The sequence below is a fragment of the Reichenbachiella faecimaris genome (assembly GCF_900176375.1).
In the GTDB taxonomy this organism is placed as follows: Bacteria; Bacteroidota; Bacteroidia; order Cytophagales; family Cyclobacteriaceae; genus Reichenbachiella; species Reichenbachiella faecimaris.
This window is the reverse complement of the sequence record NZ_FWYF01000001.1, coordinates 1,263,534-1,285,422: the sequence shown is the minus strand read 5'-3', so window position 1 is coordinate 1,285,422 and position 21,889 is coordinate 1,263,534. Positions and strand designations below refer to the sequence as shown.

The following is a 21,889-nucleotide window of genomic DNA, read 5'->3' as shown; positions in this document are numbered from 1 at the left end:
ATGGCATCTAACACCTACAAACAATCTCAGGGCGCCGGCGGAAGTCGGAGAAGCTTTTTTTCTCTTCTTGAAAACCTCATTAACGTCGAAAAATTCTTCGACAAAGGACTTCCTGTGCAGTTTCTCATGCCATTTCTTTTTAGTACAGTACTTTGTATCGTCTACATTGGCAACCTACACTACGCCGAAAAAAATATCAGAAAGGCCACTAAACTTAGAGTGGCTGTAGAGGATCTAAGAGCAGATTACACCACGCTCAAGGCGGACTATATGTACACCAGCAAGCAATCTGAAGTGGCTAAAAAGGCCAAGACCCTAGGGTTGAAAGAAAGTATCGAGCCGCCGTTCAAAATTATAGAAAATCAGGAATGAGCTTTAAATCCACCATATTGCTCAGAGTACGTGTAGCCTATTTGGTAGCGCTACTTTTTTCGTTTGCCATTATTTATAAGATTGTAGAAATCCAGAATCTGGATGGTGGTAAGTGGAAGAAAAAGGCCGAAAACATTGGCCTTCAATATAGAAATGTAAAAGCCACGCGTGGCAATATCTACTCTGACAATGGAAGTTTATTAGCCACCTCTTTGCCATTTTATAAAGTGGCCATAGATCCTTCACTACCGAGCGATCGGGTATTCAATAATGGAATTAATGAATTGTCCGAACGGCTCGCCAGACAGTTTCGAGACTATTCAGCCACGGATTACAAACGCCGAATTATAGATGCCCGGCAGTCGGGTAGGCGCTATCTCGCACTCAATAGGCAAGAGATCAATTACCAAACCAAAAAGCAGATGTCCCAATGGCCCATCTTCGAAGAAGGGCGAATGCGTGGCGGAGTAATATTTGAAAAGGTGGACAAAAGGTTTCGACCTTTTTCTTATTTAGGCTATCGTACCATCGGAACCATCAATGAAGACGACAGAGGAGTTGTTGGATTGGAATATAGTTTCAACAAAGATTTGATGGGTCGTAATGGCAAAGCCCTTTATCAAAAAATATCTGGCGGCACCTGGAAGCCCGTTTATGACGGGACAGAAGTGAAACCTCAAAACGGTTTAGATATTGTGACTACGATCAATGTAGACCTGCAAGATGTGGCCGAGTCAGCTTTACTCAAAGCTTTAACCCATAATGATGCGGATTACGGCTGCGTGGTGGTGATGGAAGTGGCTACTGGTGAAATCAAAGCCATTTCTAATTTGAGCAAGAGAAACGGAGGGGGTTATTATGAAAATTACAATTATGCAGTAGGTAGCCAAGGGTCTAGAGAGCCAGGGTCTACTTTCAAATTGGCTAGTATGATTGCACTTTTCGAAGAGGCAAGCGTAGGACTCAACGATTCAGTGCAAACTGGTGATGGTACCATGAAGTTTTACGATCAGGTGATGAAAGATCACAAGCCAGGAGGATATGGTACGCTCACCGTGCAGCAGGTTTTTGAAAAGTCTTCCAACATTGGTACCGCTAAGTTGATCGAAGATGAATTTGGTGATAAGCCACAAACTTTTATAGACTATTTGACAAGCATGGGATTGACTAAACCACTGGGTTTTCAATTGATTGGTGAGGGAAGACCATACATCAAAAGTCCAGCAGATTCGACCTGGAGTGGGGTTTCATTACCTTGGATGTCGCATGGCTATGAATTGACCATGACGCCCTTGCACACCTTGGCTCTTTACAATGCAGTCGCTAATAATGGAAGAATGATCCAGCCAATTTTGGTAAAAGGTGTGATGTCTGCAGATAAAACCATCGAGACATTTGAAACCAGAGTGATCAACAAAAAAATCTGTTCTCAAATTACACTCAACAAAGTGAGAGAAATGCTCGAAGGAGTGGTGGAAAGGGGTACAGCACAAAATATCAATGATTCATATTACAGCATAGCTGGTAAAACGGGAACGGCCAAACATGTAAAAAATGGGAAGTACATCAATAAGTACTACACGTCGTTTGCAGGTTATTTCCCAGCTGACAAACCAAAATACAGCTGCATAGTAGTGATTGACAATCCTAAAAAATTCAGAATCTACGGAAGCGACGTATCAGCACCAGTGTTTAAAGAAATAGCCGACAAAATCTATGCATTGGATGTAGAGCTGAATGATCCGTTTGAAGGACAAGAAGTAGTAGAGGGCATTTTCCCAGTGATCAGAGCTGGTGAACACAAAGATCTTTCGCTTATCTGCAATACTATCGGAATTTCTAACCACCTGACAGAAGAATCAGATTGGGTCAAAGCCAGAATCAATAACAATTCAATTGATTGGTCAAAACTGGATACCAAGGAATCTGTGGTGCCTGATGTGAGAGGTATGACCTTGAGAGATGCTTTGTATCTCTTGGAAAATAAAAAATTGAAAGTGACCTATTCGGGTAATGGTCGGGTAACGCAGCAATCTGTAGTGCCTGGATCTAACACCAATAATGCCAACGAAATCAATCTAACGCTCGGATGAAAATGCTCTTAAAAGACATATTGTACAAAGTGAATTTGACGTCAGTCGCGGGTGACATGGGATTGGAAGTCACTGGTGTGCAATTTGATTCACGAAAGGTCGAAAAAGGCAATTTGTTTGTAGCAGTAAAAGGCACACAGGTGGATGGTCATGAATACATTGATCAAGCCATCAAACAAGGCGCAATGGCGGTTGTATGTGAGGAAATGCCATTTGAACCCGCAAAGGATGTGACTTTCGTTGCAACCAAAAATTCGAGTCATGCGCTGGGAATTATAGCTTCTAATTATCACGGCAATCCGTCAGCAAAATTGAAGCTAGTGGGTGTGACAGGTACCAATGGCAAAACCACCACAGTCACGCTTTTATATAAGTTATTTCGATCGCTTGGCTACCATGCAGGGATGCTTTCTACAGTAGAAAATGTGATCAATGACAAGATAATCCCTTCGAGTCATACCACACCTGATGCACTTAGTTTGAATGAATTGATGGCCAAAATGGTGAAAGAAAAATGTCAGTTTGCTTTTATGGAGGTGAGCTCGCATGCCATAGATCAAAATCGAATTGCAGGACTTTCATTTGATGGTGCAGTGTTTATGAATATCAGTCATGATCATTTAGACTATCACACGACTTTCGAAAATTACATCAACTCAAAAAAGAGACTATTTGATGAGTTGCCAGCCTCATCTTTCGCACTGGTCAATCTGGACGACAGGCGTGGACAAATCATGTTGCAAAACACTAAAGCCGCACAATACTCTTTCGGACTGAAATTCATGACTGACTATAAAGCCAAGGTAGTCACCAATAGCTATCAGGGATTGGAATTGGACATCAATGGTCAGAGTGTGTGGTTTAGATTGATTGGTAAATTCAATGCCTATAACCTTTTGGCGGCTTATGCTGTGGCCGAGCTTCTGCATGAAGATAGAGAAGAGGTACTCATGATGTTGTCTGGCCTAGAACCAGCACCAGGTCGATTCGAAGTGATCCAGGCAGGTTCAGATATTATTGCCTTGGTAGATTATGCTCATACACCAGATGCTTTGGAAAATGTGCTTCAAACCATAGATGGCTTCCGATCTGGCAACGAACAAGTGATCACAGTAGTAGGCTGTGGTGGAAATCGAGACAAAGACAAAAGACCTGTGATGGCGTCTATAGCCGTGAAATGGAGTGATAAAGTCATTTTCACTGACGACAATCCAAGAGATGAAGAGTCCAAAGATATTCTAGATGATATGATGAAAGGCGTAGGTAAATCTTTTGTAAAAAAGACATTGGTCATATCAGATAGAAAAGAAGCAATAAAAACGGCCTGCTCCATGGCTAATGATCATGACATCATTTTGGTCGCAGGAAAGGGGCACGAAGATTATCAAGAAATAAAAGGAGAAAAAATGCCTTTCGATGATCGAAAGATTTTGAAGGAAATGTTAGAACTATTTAGAAGTTAAGCGATGCTGTATTACTTATTTGAATATCTCGATCAACAATTTAATCTCGCTGGAGCAGGTGTATTTCAATACATCTCTTTCCGCGCGGGTGTTGGTATCGTGCTATCGCTTCTTATTACCATTTTCTTTGGCAAGCGATTCATTGGTATGCTGCAAAAACAGCAAATGGGCGAGTCCATTCGAGATCTGGGTCTTGAAGGGCAAATGGAAAAGAAGGGCACGCCTACCATGGGAGGTATCATCATTATCAGTGCTATCGTGATCCCAACTTTGTTAGTGGCCAAATTGGACAACATTTATGTTATACTATTGTTGGTGACTACTGTATGGATGGGAATCATTGGTTTTTTAGATGACTATCTCAAAATAAAAAAGAAGAATAAAGAAGGCCTTTCCGGCAAATTCAAAATCATTGGCCAAGTAGTGATTGGGCTGATTGTAGGTGTGACCATGGTGGTTCATCAAGATATTGTCGTTCGAGATTTCAATAAATCAGATCAGGCTATTGAAACGGCTGTGGTAGAGTCTCAGGACTTCGAAGATGTAAAAAGTACCATTACTACCATTCCTTTTGTCAAAAACAATGAGTTCAATTACAAGTGGTTGCTGCCAGATTTCTTGGAAGACTACACGAATGTGTTGTACATCATAGCGGTTATTTTCATTGTGACCTCAGTTTCAAATGGTGCCAATATTACAGATGGATTGGACGGTCTGGCGGCAGGTACTTCTGCCATTATAGGTATTACATTGGCAATACTTGCCTATGTCTCTGGTAACCTCATTTTCGCCGAGTATCTCAACATAATGTATATCCCTGGTTCGGGTGAGTTGGTAATTTTCTGTACTGCTTTTGTAGGCGCCTGTATTGGCTTCCTTTGGTACAATTCTTACCCAGCTCAAGTGTTCATGGGAGATACAGGTAGCCTTTCTATTGGCGGGGTGATAGCCGTATTGGCCTTAGTTGTAAGAAAAGAATTATTGATTCCCGTTTTGTGCGGAATCTTCGTGATTGAAAACTTATCTGTCATTATTCAGGTGAGTTATTTCAAATACACCAAAAAGAAATATGGAGAAGGCAGAAGAGTATTCCTGATGTCTCCTTTACATCATCACTATCAGAAAAAGGGCGTGCATGAAACCAAGATTGTAACTCGATTCTGGACGACAGGTATTCTATTGGCCATTCTTACACTTGTGACTTTGAAACTGAGATAATTGAAAGCGAATAAAAACCATAGCGTAGCAATTTTAGGGAGCGGCGAGAGCGGCATGGGAGCCCTACGTCTGGCTGCCAAACATGGTTTGAAAATATTCCTTTCTGATTCGAAAACCATCCCCGTGCATAAGCAAAGACTCATTGAGTCTATGGGAGCGAGTTTTGAAGAGGGCACTCATACGCTCGATCGGTTAATTAATTATGATGAAATCATCAAGAGTCCTGGAATCCCAGAAACTGCAGCAGTCATAGTTGAGCTCAAAAAGGCAGGAAAGTCCATCATTTCAGAAATCGAATTTGCCAGTAGATATACAGACGCAAAGATCATTGGAATTACAGGATCTAATGGCAAGACTAGTACGACACTATTGACCACCCATATCCTGAAAGAGGCTGGGTTGAAGGTAGCAAGTGCAGGTAATGTAGGCAACAGCTTTTCGGACTTATTAGTGGATCAAAGTCCAGATGTGATCGTATTGGAATTGAGCAGCTTTCAGTTGGATGGTGTGATTGATTTCAGACCTGATATTGCCATGATTCTCAATATTACACCTGACCATCTGGATAGATATAACAATGACATTGAATTATATGCAGATGCCAAATGGCGTCTGATAAAAAACATGAATAAAGGGACTCATTTCATCTTCAACCAGGATGATGAGATGATTACCAAAAGAGTAAAAAGTAGCGAGTTGTCTTGCGACAAACTCCAGATTACCACTAGATCAAAAACCAGTAACGGAGCTTATTTCCTCGAAGGTTATTTGATTTTCGATTGCGAAAAATTGATTCAAATAGTACCGATCGAGGACTTACCGCTCTTAGGACGTCACAATCAGTACAATCAGATGGCGGCCATCTTAGCTGCCATTCAATTGGAAGTGCCATTTGGTGATATTATGAAAGGTTTATCCACTTTCAAGAATGCGCCGCACCGTATGGAATTGATAGGTTATATCCAAGACATCCCATACATCAATGATTCCAAAGCAACCAATGTAGACGCAGTCTATTATGCACTAGATGCCATGACGAGACCAGTCGTTTGGATTGCTGGTGGAGTGAATAAGGGCAATGATTATGCTCAGATCAAGACTTTGGTCAAAAATAAAGTCAACACACTCATCTGCTTAGGAACTGACAATGCTCATCTCACAGAAGAATTTAGAAATGACGTGAATATTCTGATGGAGGTGAAAAGTGCAGAAGAAGCTGTTACTCGCGCCAACGAATTAGCCCAGCCTGGTGAAGTGGTACTACTGTCCCCTGCTTGCGCAAGTTTTGACTTGTTCAATAATTATGAACACAGAGGAGACTCCTTTAGAGAGGAAGTATTGAAGTTAAAAAAAGATAAGGAGGTAGTAAAGGCATGATCAAAGATTGGACACATAGAAACCTACATGGAGATCCAGTGATTTGGTTCATTGTGATCGCCCTGTCAGCGCTCAGTATTTTGGTGGTATATAGTGCGACTGGCACTTTGGCTTACAATCAGATGGAAGGCAATACTGAGCACTATCTGTTCAAGCATACCTCGCTGGTGCTTCTGAGCTGGGTGGCCATGTGGGTGGCTCATAAGATTGATTATAGATATTATGCCAAGCTTTCTAAGCTGGCTTTATATGTCTCGGTTCCGCTTTTATTCATCACCTGGAAATTTGGCGTCAATATCAATGAAGCTTCACGCTGGATTACTGTGCCTTTTATCAACCAGGCTTTCCAGCCTTCCGATTTGGCAAATTTTGCACTGATAGTGACGCTAGCTTCTATGCTGGCCAAGCGACAAGAAAATATTGATAACATCAAGGAATCCTTGATTCCAATGCTATTATGGATTGGATTGATCTGTGGTTTGATCGCCATGACCAATCTATCCAGTGCAGCCCTGATTTTTGTGACTTGCATGGTGGTGATGTTCATTGGTCGGGTACCTGTGAAGTATTTGGCCATGTTGGTGCTGGTAGGAGCTATTGCTGGCTCAGCTGCTTTAGCTATAGGTCAAAGAGCTGGAACGGCCATGAGCAGAATCGAATCATTCTTATCTGAGGACGATATCCCATTTCAGGCAGAACAGTCATTTATTGCTATTGCCAATGGAGGAACTGTTCGATTTGCTCCTGGAAAAAGCCAGCAAAAAAACTTTTTACCCCACCCTTATTCTGATTTTATCTATGCCATCATTATTGAAGAGTATGGTTTAGTGGGTGGTGTGATAGTCCTCTTTTTATATCTCGCTTTGCTTTATAGAGGGACAAGGGTGGTTGCCACGAGCGAACGAACTTATGGCGGTCTATTGTCAGCAGGATTGAGCTTTGCCTTGGTGATGCAGGCCATGGTCAATATGGCTGTAGCAGTTGGTTTAGTGCCTATTACTGGTCTGACGTTGCCTTTGGTGAGCATGGGAGGTACTTCTCAGCTTTTTGTAGGGGTGGCGATTGGCATTATCCTAAGTGTAAGCAGGGGAGAGATAGAAGAAATAGGAACATCAAGTTCGAACGAATATAGAAAAGATACAGAAGCAGCATACGCATAAATGAAAGAGCAAAGAACATATCGTTTGATGATCAGTGGTGGAGGAACAGGAGGGCATATTTACCCTGCGATTGCAATTGCTCATGCTTTTAAGGAAATCCACGATGATACAGACATCCTATTTGTAGGAGCTAAGGGACGCATGGAGATGGAAAAAGTGCCAGAAGCGGGTTATGACATTGTAGGGTTGTGGATCAGTGGCTTGCAGAGAAGTCTTTCACTGAGCAATTTGTCTTTCCCTTTCAAAGTGCTATCCAGTATATGGAAATCATTTGCATTGTTGAGAAAATTCAAACCAGATGTGGTAGTAGGTGTAGGAGGCTACGCAAGTGGGCCGTTGCTCTATGCTGCCAACAAAAAAGGAATCCCAACTTTAATTCAAGAACAAAATTCGTATCCGGGAATTACCAATAAATTATTGGCAGGGAAAGCCAACAAGATCTGTGTGGCTTACCCAGGAATGGAAAGGTTTTTCGAAAAGAAAAAAATAATTGAAACTGGGAATCCAGTTAGAACAGATATTATGAATGCTGATCAGGTAAGGTTGGAAGGCTTGTCTGATTTTGGGTTCAGAAGTGATAAAAAAACAGTCTTGATCCTGGGTGGAAGCCTAGGGGCTCGCACGATCAATAACACATTGGCAGAAGGAGTTGAAAAGCTATTGGCAGCTGATGTGCAGGTGCTATGGCAAACCGGAAAGTTCTATTTCGAGGAGATGAAAGAACGCACGGCTCACATAGATTCAGAAAAATTAAGAATAGTTCCTTTTATCAAAGAAATGGATAGAGCCTATGGAGCGGCTGATGTGGTGATTTCAAGAGCTGGAGCCTTGTCAATTTCTGAACTTTGTTTGGTTGGCAAACCAGTCTTATTCGTGCCCTCACCCAATGTATCTGAAGATCACCAAACCAAAAATGCATTGGCTTTGGTGAGCCGTGAAGCAGCCGAAATGATCCATGACGAGGATGCAGAGGAGCATTTGATAGAAGAAACTTTGAAATTGCTCAGTAATGAGCAGCAGCAAAAAGTGCTCAGCGCTAACATCAAAGAAATGGCTAAGCCAAATGCTGCGAAAGATATTGCTCACGAAATAATCACTATGATCCAATGAAGTTAGAGCATATACATAGCGTCTATTTCATAGGGATCGGAGGGATTGGAATGAGTGCACTGGCACGTTGGTTTCATGCCAATGGTTTTGCTGTGACTGGTTACGACAAGACCTCAACCGTTTTGACTGAAAAGCTGATTGATGAAGGTATTGCCATTCATTTTGAAGATAATGTCCATCTCATTCCTGAAAAGGTGAAACTGGAGAAAACGGGTGCATTAATTATTTATACGCCAGCTGTCCCCAAGGACTTAGGTGAGTATCAATTTTTTGTGGAAAACGGATATGAACTGTATAAAAGATCTCAGGTGCTGGGTCTATTGACTGAGTCGAAATATACGATTGCAGTGGCAGGTACACACGGCAAGACCACTACCTCATCTATGATTGCGCATTTGTTGAAATCTGCTGGTGTTGATTGCTCCGCCTTTGTGGGGGGGATCATGACCAACTATGATTCTAACCTTTTGATTGGGATCAATAATGATGTAATGGTAGTGGAAGCCGACGAGTTTGATCGTTCGTTTTTAACACTTCATCCGGATGTGGCCATTATCACAGCTACAGATGCAGATCACTTGGATATTTATGGTTCGAAAGACTCGCTGAAAGATTCTTTCAATGCCTTCATTAAGAATATTAAAGCCAATGGAAAGCTATTTATTGAGGAAAAGGTAGCACACGAATTGGAACTCAATCCTAATGGAAACATTGGGGTTGAAACTTATGGATTGAATGGTGGAAGCATAACGGCCGACCATTTGAATATTGCAGCAGGCAAATTCACTTTTGAGTACAAAAGTGAAAAACGAAACATCACTGGTTTCGAATTAGTAATGCCTGGTTTTCACAATGTATCTAATGCATTGGCGGCATTGGCTTCAGTAAGCGAATCAGTGGAAAGTGATGGAGCCTTGGTAAAAGGGCTGAATTCTTACCAAGGCGTGAAGCGCAGGTTCGAATATATTATCAATGCTGAGGATTTGGTCTTTATTGATGACTACGCCCACCACCCAGAAGAAATCAAAGCGCTACTTGAGTCTGTCAAGGCGCTTTATCCGAACAAAAAGATCACTGCCATTTTCCAGCCTCACTTATTCACACGTACCAGAGATTTTGTGGATGGTTTTGCAGAAAGCCTTTCGTTGGCAGACGAAGTCATTTTGTTGGACATATATCCAGCCAGGGAGCTTCCAATCCAAGGAGTGACTGCTGAGATTATTAGAGAAAAAATGACTTTAAAAAATGTGACTATGTATATCAAAGACGATGTGTTGGCCTATTTCGATAAACAGACACCAGAAGTTTTATTGACTGTAGGAGCGGGAAATATTGATACGTTGGTTTCACCCATTAAACACCTGTTGGAAAAGAAATGAAATGGCTGATTCATATATGGAAGACATTTAAAATCGGTTTGGTGCTATTCGGTTTGGCGATTATTATTGGTTTTACCAACTCTCGTCAAAATGATCGCTACATCAATGACGTACACATTTTGATTGATAATCAGTTTGAAAACTACTTCATCAATCAAGAAGATGTACTGAGTCTGATCAATGACAGAGGTAAGGATTATCTCTTGAGTAGTGATTTTGGCAGCCTCAATCTGAAGGAATTGGAGAATCGCATTGAATCTCATCAGTTTGTGAATGACGCTCAGGCATACATTGATCTGGAAGGCAATATGTCTATAGAAGTTATCCAAAATCGCCCAATTGCTAGAGTAGTGGTGTCCAATGGACCTGATTACTACATAGGTGTAGCAGGAGATATTTTGCCAGAATCAGAGCACTACACGGCACGTGTGGTATTGATGCATTTGGCGAATGACAACTGGATCAATGAGGGTAACATTAAAAACTCCCAGCAAGGATTGGAAATCTATGAATTACTCCAATTCATTAGTCAGAACGAATTCTGGAGTGCGCAAATCTCGGCTATACGAGTAGAGAAAAATCAAGAAGTGGTATTAGAACCCCAAGTGACCAAACAAGAAATCATCTTCGGCAAGCCTGAAGATATAGAAAAGAAATTTAGAAAATTAATGACCTTTTATAAGCAAATCCTGCCTTACAAAGGCTGGAACACTTATGCATCGGTCAACCTCAAATTCAAGAATCAAATCGTCTGTAAATGATAAATGGTATGGAAACAAATGAAATCATTGTAGGTCTCGACATCGGTACAACTAAGATTTGTGCGATCGTAGGCAGAAAAAACGAGTTCGGTAAACTCGAAGTGCTCGGTATGGGTAAGTCAGTGTCTGATGGGGTAATCAGAGGCATCGTGACCAATATCGACAAAACTATTAATGCGATTAAAAAAGCAGTCACTGAAGCTGAAGAGCAGGCAGGTATCGACATTCGCGTAGTGAATGTGGGTATAGCTGGTCAGCATATCAAGAGCTCCGTGCATCACGGATCGATCATCAGACATTCTTCTGATGATGAGATTACGATTGAAGATGTGAACAGACTCACTAATGACATGTACAAGATCGTGATTCCACCTGGGAGCGAGATCATTCACGTGATGCCACAGGATTATATTGTGGATTATGAAGAAGGCATCAAAGATCCGGTAGGTATGTCTGGTGTTCGTTTGGAAGCAGACTTCCACGTGATCACTGCGCAAACCAATGCGATTCAGAATATCAACAAATGTGTCCGAAGAGCTGGTTTGGAAATTGATAACCTGATTCTGGAACCATTGGCTTCTAGCTTGTCAGTATTGAGCGACGAGGAAAAGGAAGCAGGCGTATGCCTAGTGGATATTGGGGGCGGTACTACAGACATCGCGATTTTCCACGAAAACATCATCCGTCATACCTCTGTGATACCATTCGGAGGCAACATCATTACATCAGACATCAAAGATGGCTGTAATGTACTGAATCATCAGGCAGAAATATTGAAGACCAAATTTGGTCAGGCTTTGGCCGAAATGGCAAACGAAAATGAGGTAGTCTCTATTCCAGGGTTGAAAAACCGTGATCCTAAAGAAATTTCAGTGAAGAATCTGGCAAGAGTGATCGAAGCGAGAATGGAAGAAATCATTGAAATGGTGCATACCAAAATCATTACCAGCGGCTATGAAAACAGACTGGCGGGCGGCATTGTAATCACAGGTGGTGGTTCTCAGTTGGTGTCTATCAAGCAGTTGTTTGAGTATATGACTGGATTAGATGCTCGTGTAGGTTTCCCTAACGAACACCTAGGCAAAAGCAAAGTGGATGCAATCAAGAGTCCAATGTTTGCTACTTCCGTAGGACTAGTGCTTTGCGGATTCAAAGCTTTGGATGACAGAGACAACAGGTACTTCTTAGAAGATTCTGTAATCAAAGATTACGATAAAAGAAAAAAGCCAACGGGTAGCTCAGACAACATCTTGAAGAAGATTTTGGAGAAAACCAAGGGCATTTTAATAGACGATTTTGAGGACGGTTCAGCTCGATAATAACGAACCAAACTCATTATTACTTCGAGTGACGTTGTCTTTTGTCATTTCGAAGCTCTGCTGAGAAATCTAATTAAAATTTTGAGGTGACATTAAGATTTCTCCCTTTAGTCGAAATGACAATTAAAGAAGACAAAAAGAAAATAAACTAAAAAAGTAGGTAGTTGCAGTAGCAGCTATTTCAAACGAACAGATTAAACGAAACACATCATGACAGAAAGTAGTTTTAAATTTGATTTGCCTACACATCACAAATCGATCATCAAGGTGATCGGTGTAGGCGGTGGCGGTAGTAATGCCGTAAACCACATGTACAACCAAGGCATCACAGGAGTAGAATTCATAGTCTGCAACACGGATGCTCAAGCGCTAAATACCAGTCCAATTCCAAACAAACTCCAAATTGGAGTGAATTTGACGGAAGGTCTGGGTGCTGGTGCTAATCCCGAGCAAGGGAAGAATGCAGCATTAGAAAACAAAGAAGAAATTAGAAACATGCTCAGTGAGGATACCAAAATGGTGTTTGTGACTGCCGGTATGGGTGGCGGTACGGGTACGGGTGCAGCTCCAGTCATCGCTCAAGTGGCTAAGGAGTTAGGCATTCTGACTGTAGGTATCGTGACTGTTCCTTTCAAATTTGAAGGAAAGAAAAAAATGAGACAGGCCATGGAAGGCGTAGATGCACTTAAGGCCAATTGCGATACTGTACTGATGATATTGAATGATAAACTGACCGAGGCTTTTGGTAGTTTGTCTGTCAATCAGGCATTCGCTCAAGCGGATAACGTGCTAACTACTGCTGCCAAAGGCATTGCGGAAATCATTACAGTTCCTGGCTATGTCAACGTGGATTTTGAAGACGTTAAAACCGTAATGAAGGATTCAGGTGGTGCAGTTATGGGATCTGCTGAGACTTCTGGAGAAAGCAGAGCAAGAAGAGCGGCTGAAGAGGCAATCAATTCTCCATTGTTGAACAATCAGAATATAGAAGGAGCAGACAAGATTTTGCTTTCCATCATTTCTGGTGATCAGGCAGAACTCCAAATGGATGAATTAACCGAAATCACTGACTTCATGCAGGAACTAGCTGGTGACGATGCTGAAGTGATCTTTGGTCACGGTGTGGATCCTGAACTGGGCGATAGTATAAGAGTAACGATCATTGCGACGGGTTTTGAGGCCGAGTCTAGCGATGAAGAGCATATTAAGATTACACCAAAGGCTGAGAATCAGGAGCCTTCTAGAACGGTATTTGATCTGGAAAAGGATACGCAAACTAGCCTTTTTACCAGCGAACCTCAAGAGGTGAAAGAAGATACCTTCGAGGAAGATTTTCAATTGAAAATGAGATCCTTTTCTTTTGAGAAACCTGAAAGATCACCAGAGTCTGAGCCTAAAGCGGTTGAAGAAGAAGATCCATTCGAACTCGAAATGAGACAATTATTTGAGGAGTCAAAAAACGTGTCTTATGACGAGCCTTTGGAAGAGCTAGATGGCATGGCTCACCCGCCATCCAAGAAAATCCTATTGATGGAACAGTCAGAGGAAAGACGCCGTCGATTGGATGGCATCAACAATGACGATGGAGTAGATGCCAATAGTTACAAAGAGAAATTCGATGTGCCTGCTTATCAGCGTAAAAAAGTGAATTTGAAAAATGTACCGGCCTCTTCGGAGAGTTTGGTGTCCAAGTACAATCTGAACGATGATAATCAATTGGGCAACAATAAATTTTTACATGATAGACCGGATTAAAGGAGATATGAGTAGTTAGTATTTAGATCTTATCTAAATACTAAAGTCTATCTACTAAAATCTTAATAGTTTATCCACTTGCTCTTCGAGCAGACTGTGGTACAATTCTGAAAGATTATTTTCTGTCAAATTTTCTTCTATGCGGGATAGTTTGGGCTTTTGAGCGAGCACATGCGTCCCGCAATAGTTGAAAATATCTGTTAGGTGGCTCAGGGCCAATCCAGCGCCCTGTACCCCTGACGATATACCCACCAAGGCTGCCTTCTTGTCACGGAAGGTATTGGGGAATGCCAGCCCATCAATAAAAGCTTTCAGTACACCTGGAAATGAACCATTGTACTCAGGCACGATAAACACCATCTTTTCGGCCCTGAGCATCTTCTCTCTGAAGGTATTGAACAATTTGTTTTTGCCAGATTGATCATATAAAGCTGTAGCTATGAAATCCTCAGGCAATTCATCCAAGTAGATCATCTCTGTTTCTATCTTTTTATCTTCTAGGATTCCCTGATAGATGTGTGCCAGCTTTTTAGAGACTGAATTCTTGCGGTTGGTGCTGCTGATGATGGTGATCATAGAAACTGTTTTAATCAACGGATGTTACCGTCGCGAAGATAAGAAAAGTAAATAGGATGATCTGCCTGATTGGAAATAGAAGAATCCGCTGTTTGTTAAATTGAGGTTCTGAATTGTTGGCTCCTCAAGAAAGTACTAAAAGTTGATTTTTCATCCCTTTTTAAATGGAGCGAGATATTTCTTATAATATGTTCGTGTCTTTAAAACTAAAACTTATTGAAATGAACCTAATCGGTAAAGGAATTGTTTTGATGGTTGCATTAATTTCTACAGCATTGACCTCTTACTCTTTACTCTGCTGCTGCTACTGAGGACTCCCGCGGTCGCATTTCCTAATGCGACTGAAATCTTCTGAGGCATTTCAAATCCCGCGAAAGTACAATCGCAATGCAATTGCGATCGAGCAGATTAGGTACTCAATGTGCCACAAATCACGAGTACTCATTTGTATCCATTAGATACCTTCTAGGTACCTTCAAAAAAATAAGGTCTGAGTTTATGCCTCAGACCTTACTTACATAGTTTTTGATATACTAACTGTAGATTATTTGCTTAAGCATTTTTGTAAGCCTTCTTGTTTTTCTTTTGAAACTCTTCAATCAATACATTTAGAGCATCTTGGTAGACTTGCAATACTTTAGCGCTAACATCTTCTGGGCTTTCGCCGTTACCCACTTCCACGTTTCCTACAGAAGTTTTAGTAGACCCTACTACGATATCAGTTTTTTCTTTGATCTCAAATTCCTGAACTACTTTACCTTTGCTATCGGCAATAGCCAACCGAATCACTGTGGTTGGTTTTATTTTACCTCCCACTTGCACGCCCATTGCACCTACTCCCATGCCACCTTTGTACATGTCTACTTGATAGCTCATGTAGAAGTCCTCTCCTGGTGCATTTTTTAAAACCTTTTTGAATTTGAATAAATGAGGGTAATGGCCGAAATAGCTGATTTTACCTTGAAGCTTTTCCTTAGGTTCTATGGTAATCTTAAGTTGCTCACTAAAGGCTTGATAAGTCAAGTTTTCTATTTCTGTGTATACAGTATTTCTCAGCTGGTCTGATTTTTCATTTCCAGTAGTAGGAAATTCTGCTATAGTTTCTCCTAGTGCGCCACCTACGTCTGAACCCATATCATTGGCAATATTTTCTAAAGTAGCATTAGGAGCTACCGTAGCATAAATCTCTGATGATAAACTAATGTCAAAGTAGTTTAATGTCACTGACTCATTTACTTGAGCAAAGCTCGCCTGTACTACTAAAAACACGAGTAGTGTTAGATTGATTTTAATCATTATGATTTTTTAGTTTGATGATAAATAAATGGCAAGGATAACATAAAAATGTATATGAAAACCATAATTCAAAAATTATAATTAGTTCATCTTGGTAGATAGAATACTGTAGTATAATTTCGCTGTTTTTAAAACTAAAAATCCTGCCCGGTCGCATTTCCTAATGCGACTGAAATCTTCTGAGGTATTTCAAATGCCATGAAAGTACAATGGCAATAGAGCGGAAGAACCCCGATTCAGGTTGTGAATTGTTGGCCCCTCATGAAAGTATAAAAAGTTAATTTTTTATCCCTTTTTAGAGGGAGCGAGATGTTTTTTATAATATGTTCGCGTCTTTAAAATTAAAACTTATTGAAATGAACCTAATTGGTAAAAGAATTTTTTTGATGGCTGCTGTAATTTCTACTGCATTGATGTCTTGCTCTGATGATGATGCTGAGGATTCAGTAGACGATTTGTTTGAGGTCGCTAGCTTGGTGGTATACAATGATGTGTCTTATGATTTGGATCATGGCTATTTTGAACTGCTAGGAGAAAATGTAGGGCTAGACAGTTATGATGTAGAAGTGTATTTGACTGCTTCATCAGTCACATTGAGTGCTTCGTCTGGTGAGTTTAGTGGAGATGGTACTTTCTTGTATTTGGATTTCAATTCTCAAGATGAGAATGAATTGTCATCAGGAACTTATACCTTTTTGGAAAAAGGTGAAGAGAGAGACCCATTTACTTTTGCAGGAGGGTACATTCTTACAAACTACGATGAAGAAATAGAGGACAAAAGTGAGTATGAGCAAATTACTGGCGGTACCATTAAGGTTACTACAGAAGAAAGTAAGGTTAGTTTTGTTATTGACCTGACTTCGACCAACTCTACTATCAAAGGAAATTTTTCCAATAGTCTGTCTGCTATTTAGTCCTGCTCGGGTGCTCTTAATGGGACACGAGCAAAAAACAGACCTGTTGTTTTAAAATGTATATACAAAAAAAGAGTCCTTGAAATCATTCAAGGACTCTTTTGGATTTCAATCTATAAAGAGTTTAAAAAATTTCTTCTTTAATCACACTACCTGTTTCCACATCTATCCATACAGCATAGTACGTCTGGTTTGGGTCATAAAGAGAAATAATGAGTGTTTTATATTCTACCTCATCTACTTCCTGGCTGTCATAATAGATCCAATCGTACGAGACGGCATCAAAATCCCCCAAAAAGTCCTCTGCTATAGTTATGCCTTCAGGTAAATCAACGACTGCACCGTCTCCAAAATTAAAATCATACGAGAGGTCTTCACTGTCATTATCGTTGTCATAAGCTCTCATGATTTCATAAGTATCGTCATAAATGAAGATATTGAGTTCAATTCCTGTGGTCGTATAGAATTTGATATCCCAAAACGGAACACCATCGTTCTGATACAGATAGGCAGATTCTAGATCGCCAGAGATATATGATTCCAGTTGTGTAAGAAGTGCTTCTGATGGAGTCGTATTGCTCTCGACCCATTCACCTGATGCTGCATGAATACTCACAGTGGTGAGATTTCCATTGTCATCTTCAGCATAAAAGTTTAGCCCCCAATACTCGAATCCTGCAGTGACTTGGTAGCCATAATTCCATCGATCTACGTCTATAGACATTTGACCTTCGACCGTGGCAAGTTGCTCCGAAAATGACACGCCATCCGTCAGAAAGCTCATTTCGTAATCAAAAGGCCCTGCATCTCCAGTAGCTTCTTTCAGTTCTTTCGTGCTTGAATCAATGACAAGAGCGACAATAGCCCCAGAGGAAGTCTCCACGAGCACATTCCAGTCATCAATACCATCACCTTCATTGTCCACAGTTTGAGCATATATCACACTTTCATCTATGAAATTGGCTACAGCAGCTAAAATATCCGAACTGATTTCGGGGTTTTCTTCTTCTGCTTCTTCTTCAAACTCAGCCACATCTTCTTCGTTTTCGAATATTTTTTGAGCAATCAATTCTCCTGAAGCAGCATCCAGCTCTATTTCGTACCGCGTACCATCTGTACTTTCGATATGAATTTCAAATTCCAATACATTGTCTTCTTCTAAAGAAATTTCCCATCTCACAATGTCCCCATCAATGAGTTCATTAGCGGTTTGTATGGCTGTCTCCAATGAAATAAAACCATCTATTGAAACTTCGCTTTGAAGATCGTTAGAAGGAATGGCCTCGATAGATAAAATTTCAAAAATATCTTGAACCACAGTTACATTGACGACTGAGCCATCATCAAAGATAATCTTGACCACATAAACAGAAAGCCCACGAGATTCATCTTCTTCTACAGAGATAAGCGCACCATCTAATAGATCCGAAATCATAGTGGCCAAATCATCTGAGTCTTTCAGAATTCGCCCAGCTGATAAGGCACTTAGTTCTACTTCATAAGGGGTGTCGATATGGTCGAAATCAGCAATGGTTAGATCGTCAAATGATTCACTTTCGTACGCGACAATGACATCCTCATCGTCTGAGGTTTCGTCTACAATCTCGTCATCCGTAGTGTCGTCAGTCGAGTCATTGAGTATGTCATCTTCTCCACAGCTAAATAGGAAGGCAACCACAAATAAGGGAATAATAAATTTTCTCATAGCATTTGTTTTTTGTTTATTCAACCAGACTGCGCTTTATGAAGTCAAGTCAATATTTCTTTGCTATAGGACGGGATGATTTATGATTACCCTACTTGTATATCTGTTGCAGATATGGAATTTATGCGAAACAATAAAGGATGGAATGAGGGATAGGGATTTAACTTATTTTGCCAGCTGTAATCCCTTGATTTGTCGTATTTCCTTATGCGACTGAAACCTTTCAGACATTTGGAATGCTGTGATAGGACATAAAAAAACCATACCTGATTCAGGCATGGTTTTTTGAAAATATTATCTATATGACCTAGTTAACAGCCTTCGCAATAGTTTCCCCTATATCAGCAGGAGATTTCACCACATGAAGTCCGCATTCGGTCATAATTTTCATTTTTGCTTCTGCTGTGTCGTCAGCACCACCAATGATAGCTCCAGCATGTCCCATTCTTTTTCCTTTAGGGGCAGTTTGTCCTGCTATGAATCCAACGACAGGTTTTTTGTTTCCACCTGCTTTGATCCATCGAGCAGCCTCAGCTTCGTAGTTTCCACCAATTTCTCCTATCATCACGATAGCGTCTGTTTCAGGGTCATTCATCAAAAGCTCTACCGCAGCTTTGGTAGAAGTGCCAATGATAGGATCACCACCAATTCCAATGGCAGTAGAAATGCCCAATCCAGCTTTCACCACCTGATCAGCCGCTTCATAAGTCAAAGTACCAGACTTAGACACGATGCCAATTCTTCCTTTTTTGAATACAAAACCTGGCATGATACCTACTTTGGCTTCTCCTGGAGTGATTACACCTGGGCAGTTAGGGCCTATCAAAGTCACGTCTTTGTTTTCTAAATATTTTTTAGCAGCGACCATGTCCTTCACAGGAATGCCCTCAGTGATAGTGATGATTACAGATATACCTGCATCAGCAGCTTCCATGATCGCATCGGCAGCGAATGCTGGCGGTACGAAAATAATTGAAACATTAGCACCCGCTTGGTCCACAGCTTCCTTTACAGTATTAAAAACAGGTTTGTCCAGATGTTTTTGACCACCTTTTCCAGGTGTCACACCACCTACCACATTACTTCCGTACTCGATCATCTGCGTTGCGTGAAAGGTACCCTCAGTGCCTGTAAAGCCCTGAACTATGATTTTTGAATCTTTATTTACTAATACGCTCATGCTATTTCAATTTTGGTGCAAAAATAGGATAATATATGGCATAACCAAAGGTTAAGGTCGAGTTGACCCACCTCTCCGATCAATAATTTTTGTCTGTTTTTGGACTGAAATCCTTATTGAGCTGGCGTCCAAATATTTAGGCAGTTTTGGAATAGCCTACTGCCATGTACTTATCAATGAACTCGCGAACACAACCATCTCCACCATCTTTGGTCAGTACCAGATCTACGTATGAAATCACTTCGTCTGCGGCATTTGCAGGACAGGCAGAAAGTCCTACTTTTTTCATGGCAGGAATGTCATTGAGGTCATCGCCAATAAAGGCTATCTCATGCATCTCCAAATCTAGTTCTTCACACCACTGCGCGAGTATTTCATCCTTTTCTTCCAGGCCAGTATAGATATGCGAGATTCCCAGCATCTTTCCTCTGGCTTGAATAGCACCACCTGAAAAACTGTGACTTACAATGCCAACTCGGATGCCTTTTTTGATAAGCATGCGAATGCCTAATCCATCTCTGGCGTGGAATTGCTTGAATTGATGACCTTCTTCTGTCACGTTGATGCGGCCGTCTGTCATGGTGCCATCCACATCCAGTACGAGCATTTTGATTTTTTCTGTGTTGATCATATTTGTTTTTTGGTTCACAAATTCTACACAAAGAAACTAGCAATATTGATATATCAAACAAATCCTTTAATGCATTTCAGAGACTATCCTTTGCGCTTCAGCGAAAAAACAAAATGCGAGGCTTTATAAAAGTTTTGCAAGTTGGATTTATTGCTATATTGGCAAACTCAAAAGAGTGAGCAGCCAATAATTGTAATGAATTGGCTGAATTATTAGGAAATTTTAAATTAAGAATATGTCAGAGCAAAAGGGAAGTATGATCGTGCCGATCGCAATTATTGCAGGGTTGTTTGCCATTTTTGGATTTGTGACTTGGATCAATGGCGCACTTATTCCGTTTATGCAATCCATCTGTGAGTTGACTTCAGCAGAAGCATTTTTAGTAGCTTCGGCCTCTTATATTTCATTTTCGGTTATGGCCTTGCCCTCTGCTTATGTGCTAAAGAAAACAGGGTATAAGAACGGCATGTCCATAGGCCTTTTACTTATGGCTATTGGGGCAGTTGTTTTTATTCCGGCTGCTTCTTCCAGAACTTTTTCATTGGTACTGGTAGGGATATTTATCCAAGGTTCTGGGATGACCTTGTTGCAGACAGCGGCTAACCCATACATTACGATTATAGGACCTATAGAGAGTGCAGCCAAAAGAATTTCCATCATGGGTATTTGCAACAAATCTGCGGGTGCGCTGGGCTCATTCGTGTTTGGTGCATTGTTGCTTTCAGGGATAGACGAGCTAAAAGCAACTGTAGATACCATATCACTAGAAGAAAAGGAGCAGTTTTTGAATGCCATGGCCAGTAGTGTAAATATGCCTTATACCATTATGGCGCTTGCTTTAGGGCTCTTTGCCGTGCTGATTCGATTTGCGCCATTGCCTGATATCGAGGCGTCCGCTGATGAAGAAGTAGCTGAAGGTCAGGTAGCCAAAACCAGTGTTTTTCAATTTCCACATTTACTTCTGGGCGTGTTGACTTTATTCATTTATGTTGGAGCTGAGGTGATTGCAGGAGACACCATCATCGCCTACGGCATATCTCTGGGATTGTCTGTAGCTGACGCAAAATATTTCACCTCGTTCACTTTAGGTGCCATGATTGTGACTTACCTCATGGGTGTCGTACTGATCCCTAAGTACATTTCTCAAGAAACAGCATTAAAAGGAAGTGCTGTATTAGGACTGATCTTCTCAGTTTGTATAATTAATACCACAGGTTTTACCTCTGTATTGTTTGTAGCTTCATTGGGTATTGCCAATGCACTGGTTTGGCCAGCAATATGGCCTTTGGCCTTAAATGGTTTGGGCAAGTTTACGAAAACAGGCTCTGCACTTTTGATTATGGGCATTTCAGGGGGGGCTATTATTCCGCCTTTATATGGTCTGCTGGTGGATATGAAACAAGCTTCATTGATTGCTGAAGGAATAGCAGAAGCAGAAGCTACTTCTACTGCGGCAACGGGTAGCTATTGGTTATTGCTTCCTTGCTATGTTATGATTTTGTATTACGCTTTTGCTGGTCACAAAATAGGCTTTAAAAAGAATTAAGTCTTGCATAAAAATTTTGGGTTAGATGGCCGTC

The 21,889-nt window shown here is 41.0% G+C and carries 18 protein-coding genes; 13 read left to right on the top strand and 5 right to left on the bottom strand.

The annotated features are described in order from the left end of the window. The 11 genes from B9A58_RS05440 (at window position 1) to ftsZ (ending at window position 14,007) form a co-directional block, all read left to right on the top strand. Entirely contained in the window at window positions 1-372 is a 372-nt protein-coding gene (locus B9A58_RS05440) for an FtsL-like putative cell division protein (protein ID WP_084371396.1), read from the top strand. After that, window positions 369-2,465: a penicillin-binding protein gene (locus tag B9A58_RS05435; RefSeq protein ID WP_084371395.1), complete on the top strand. Its 2,097-nt coding sequence runs from the start codon at window positions 369-371 to the stop codon at window positions 2,463-2,465. The genes B9A58_RS05440 and B9A58_RS05435 overlap by 4 nt, the downstream gene beginning before the upstream one ends. After that, window positions 2,462-3,928, top strand: a complete 1,467-nt coding sequence (locus B9A58_RS05430; protein WP_084371394.1) for a UDP-N-acetylmuramoyl-L-alanyl-D-glutamate--2,6-diaminopimelate ligase — start codon at window positions 2,462-2,464, stop codon at window positions 3,926-3,928. The genes B9A58_RS05435 and B9A58_RS05430 overlap by 4 nt, the downstream gene beginning before the upstream one ends. Window positions 3,929-3,931: 3 nt before the next feature. Further along, window positions 3,932-5,146 carry a phospho-N-acetylmuramoyl-pentapeptide-transferase gene (gene mraY, locus B9A58_RS05425; protein WP_084371393.1) on the top strand — a complete coding sequence of 405 codons (1,215 nt, stop codon included), beginning with the start codon at window positions 3,932-3,934 and terminating at the stop codon, window positions 5,144-5,146. Then, entirely contained in the window at window positions 5,147-6,523 is a 1,377-nt protein-coding gene (gene murD, locus B9A58_RS05420; RefSeq protein ID WP_245826993.1) for a UDP-N-acetylmuramoyl-L-alanine--D-glutamate ligase, read from the top strand. Next, a complete protein-coding gene (locus B9A58_RS05415; protein WP_084371391.1) occupies window positions 6,520-7,683 on the top strand; it encodes an FtsW/RodA/SpoVE family cell cycle protein in 1,164 nt (387 codons plus the stop codon). Before murD ends, B9A58_RS05415 begins: the two co-directional genes overlap by 4 nt. After that, window positions 7,684-8,793, top strand: coding sequence for an undecaprenyldiphospho-muramoylpentapeptide beta-N-acetylglucosaminyltransferase (murG, locus tag B9A58_RS05410; RefSeq protein WP_084371390.1), 1,110 nt, complete (start codon window positions 7,684-7,686; stop codon window positions 8,791-8,793). Next, window positions 8,790-10,172, top strand: coding sequence for a UDP-N-acetylmuramate--L-alanine ligase (gene murC, locus B9A58_RS05405; RefSeq protein ID WP_084371389.1), 1,383 nt, complete (start codon window positions 8,790-8,792; stop codon window positions 10,170-10,172). The genes murG and murC overlap by 4 nt, the downstream gene beginning before the upstream one ends. Then, window positions 10,169-10,933 (top strand): cell division protein FtsQ/DivIB, encoded by a 765-nt coding sequence (locus B9A58_RS05400; RefSeq protein WP_084371388.1) that lies wholly within the window; start codon window positions 10,169-10,171, stop codon window positions 10,931-10,933. The genes murC and B9A58_RS05400 overlap by 4 nt, the downstream gene beginning before the upstream one ends. 8 nt (window positions 10,934-10,941) lie before the next feature. Next, entirely contained in the window at window positions 10,942-12,252 is a 1,311-nt protein-coding gene (gene ftsA, locus B9A58_RS05395; protein WP_084372021.1) for a cell division protein FtsA, read from the top strand. Window positions 12,253-12,462: 210 nt separating this feature from the next. Further along, entirely contained in the window at window positions 12,463-14,007 is a 1,545-nt protein-coding gene (ftsZ, locus tag B9A58_RS05390; protein WP_084371387.1) for a cell division protein FtsZ, read from the top strand. Between the two features lie 54 nt (window positions 14,008-14,061). On the opposite strand, the gene B9A58_RS05385 is transcribed toward ftsZ, so the two are convergent. Then, window positions 14,062-14,583: an NADPH-dependent FMN reductase gene (locus tag B9A58_RS05385; protein WP_084371386.1), complete on the bottom strand. Its 522-nt coding sequence runs from the start codon at window positions 14,581-14,583 to the stop codon at window positions 14,062-14,064. Window positions 14,584-15,135: 552 nt separating this feature from the next. After that, on the bottom strand, window positions 15,136-15,879 hold the full coding sequence (locus B9A58_RS05380) for a hypothetical protein (protein ID WP_084371385.1): 744 nt from the start codon (window positions 15,877-15,879) through the stop codon (window positions 15,136-15,138). Window positions 15,880-16,265: 386 nt separating this feature from the next. Here B9A58_RS05380 and B9A58_RS05375 point away from each other — a divergent pair, with 386 nt between their 5' ends. Next, window positions 16,266-16,793 (top strand): hypothetical protein, encoded by a 528-nt coding sequence (locus B9A58_RS05375; RefSeq protein WP_221407814.1) that lies wholly within the window; start codon window positions 16,266-16,268, stop codon window positions 16,791-16,793. A 124-nt stretch (window positions 16,794-16,917) separates the two neighbouring features. Here B9A58_RS05375 and B9A58_RS05370 read toward each other — a convergent pair whose 3' ends face one another. The 3 genes from B9A58_RS05370 to B9A58_RS05360 all read right to left on the bottom strand — a co-directional run bounded on the left by B9A58_RS05370 (window position 16,918) and on the right by B9A58_RS05360 (window position 20,309). Beyond that, entirely contained in the window at window positions 16,918-18,498 is a 1,581-nt protein-coding gene (locus B9A58_RS05370; RefSeq protein ID WP_139793752.1) for a PepSY domain-containing protein, read from the bottom strand. Between the two features lie 307 nt (window positions 18,499-18,805). After that, window positions 18,806-19,678, bottom strand: a complete 873-nt coding sequence (gene sucD, locus B9A58_RS05365) for a succinate--CoA ligase subunit alpha (protein ID WP_084371382.1) — start codon at window positions 19,676-19,678, stop codon at window positions 18,806-18,808. A 136-nt stretch (window positions 19,679-19,814) separates the two neighbouring features. Then, complete coding sequence (locus B9A58_RS05360; protein ID WP_084371381.1) at window positions 19,815-20,309, bottom strand: KdsC family phosphatase; 495 nt, start codon at window positions 20,307-20,309, stop codon at window positions 19,815-19,817. Window positions 20,310-20,544: 235 nt separating this feature from the next. Here B9A58_RS05360 and B9A58_RS05355 point away from each other — a divergent pair, with 235 nt between their 5' ends. Beyond that, a complete protein-coding gene (locus B9A58_RS05355; protein WP_084371380.1) occupies window positions 20,545-21,855 on the top strand; it encodes a sugar MFS transporter in 1,311 nt (436 codons plus the stop codon). The last annotated feature ends 34 nt before the right edge of the window (window positions 21,856-21,889 follow it).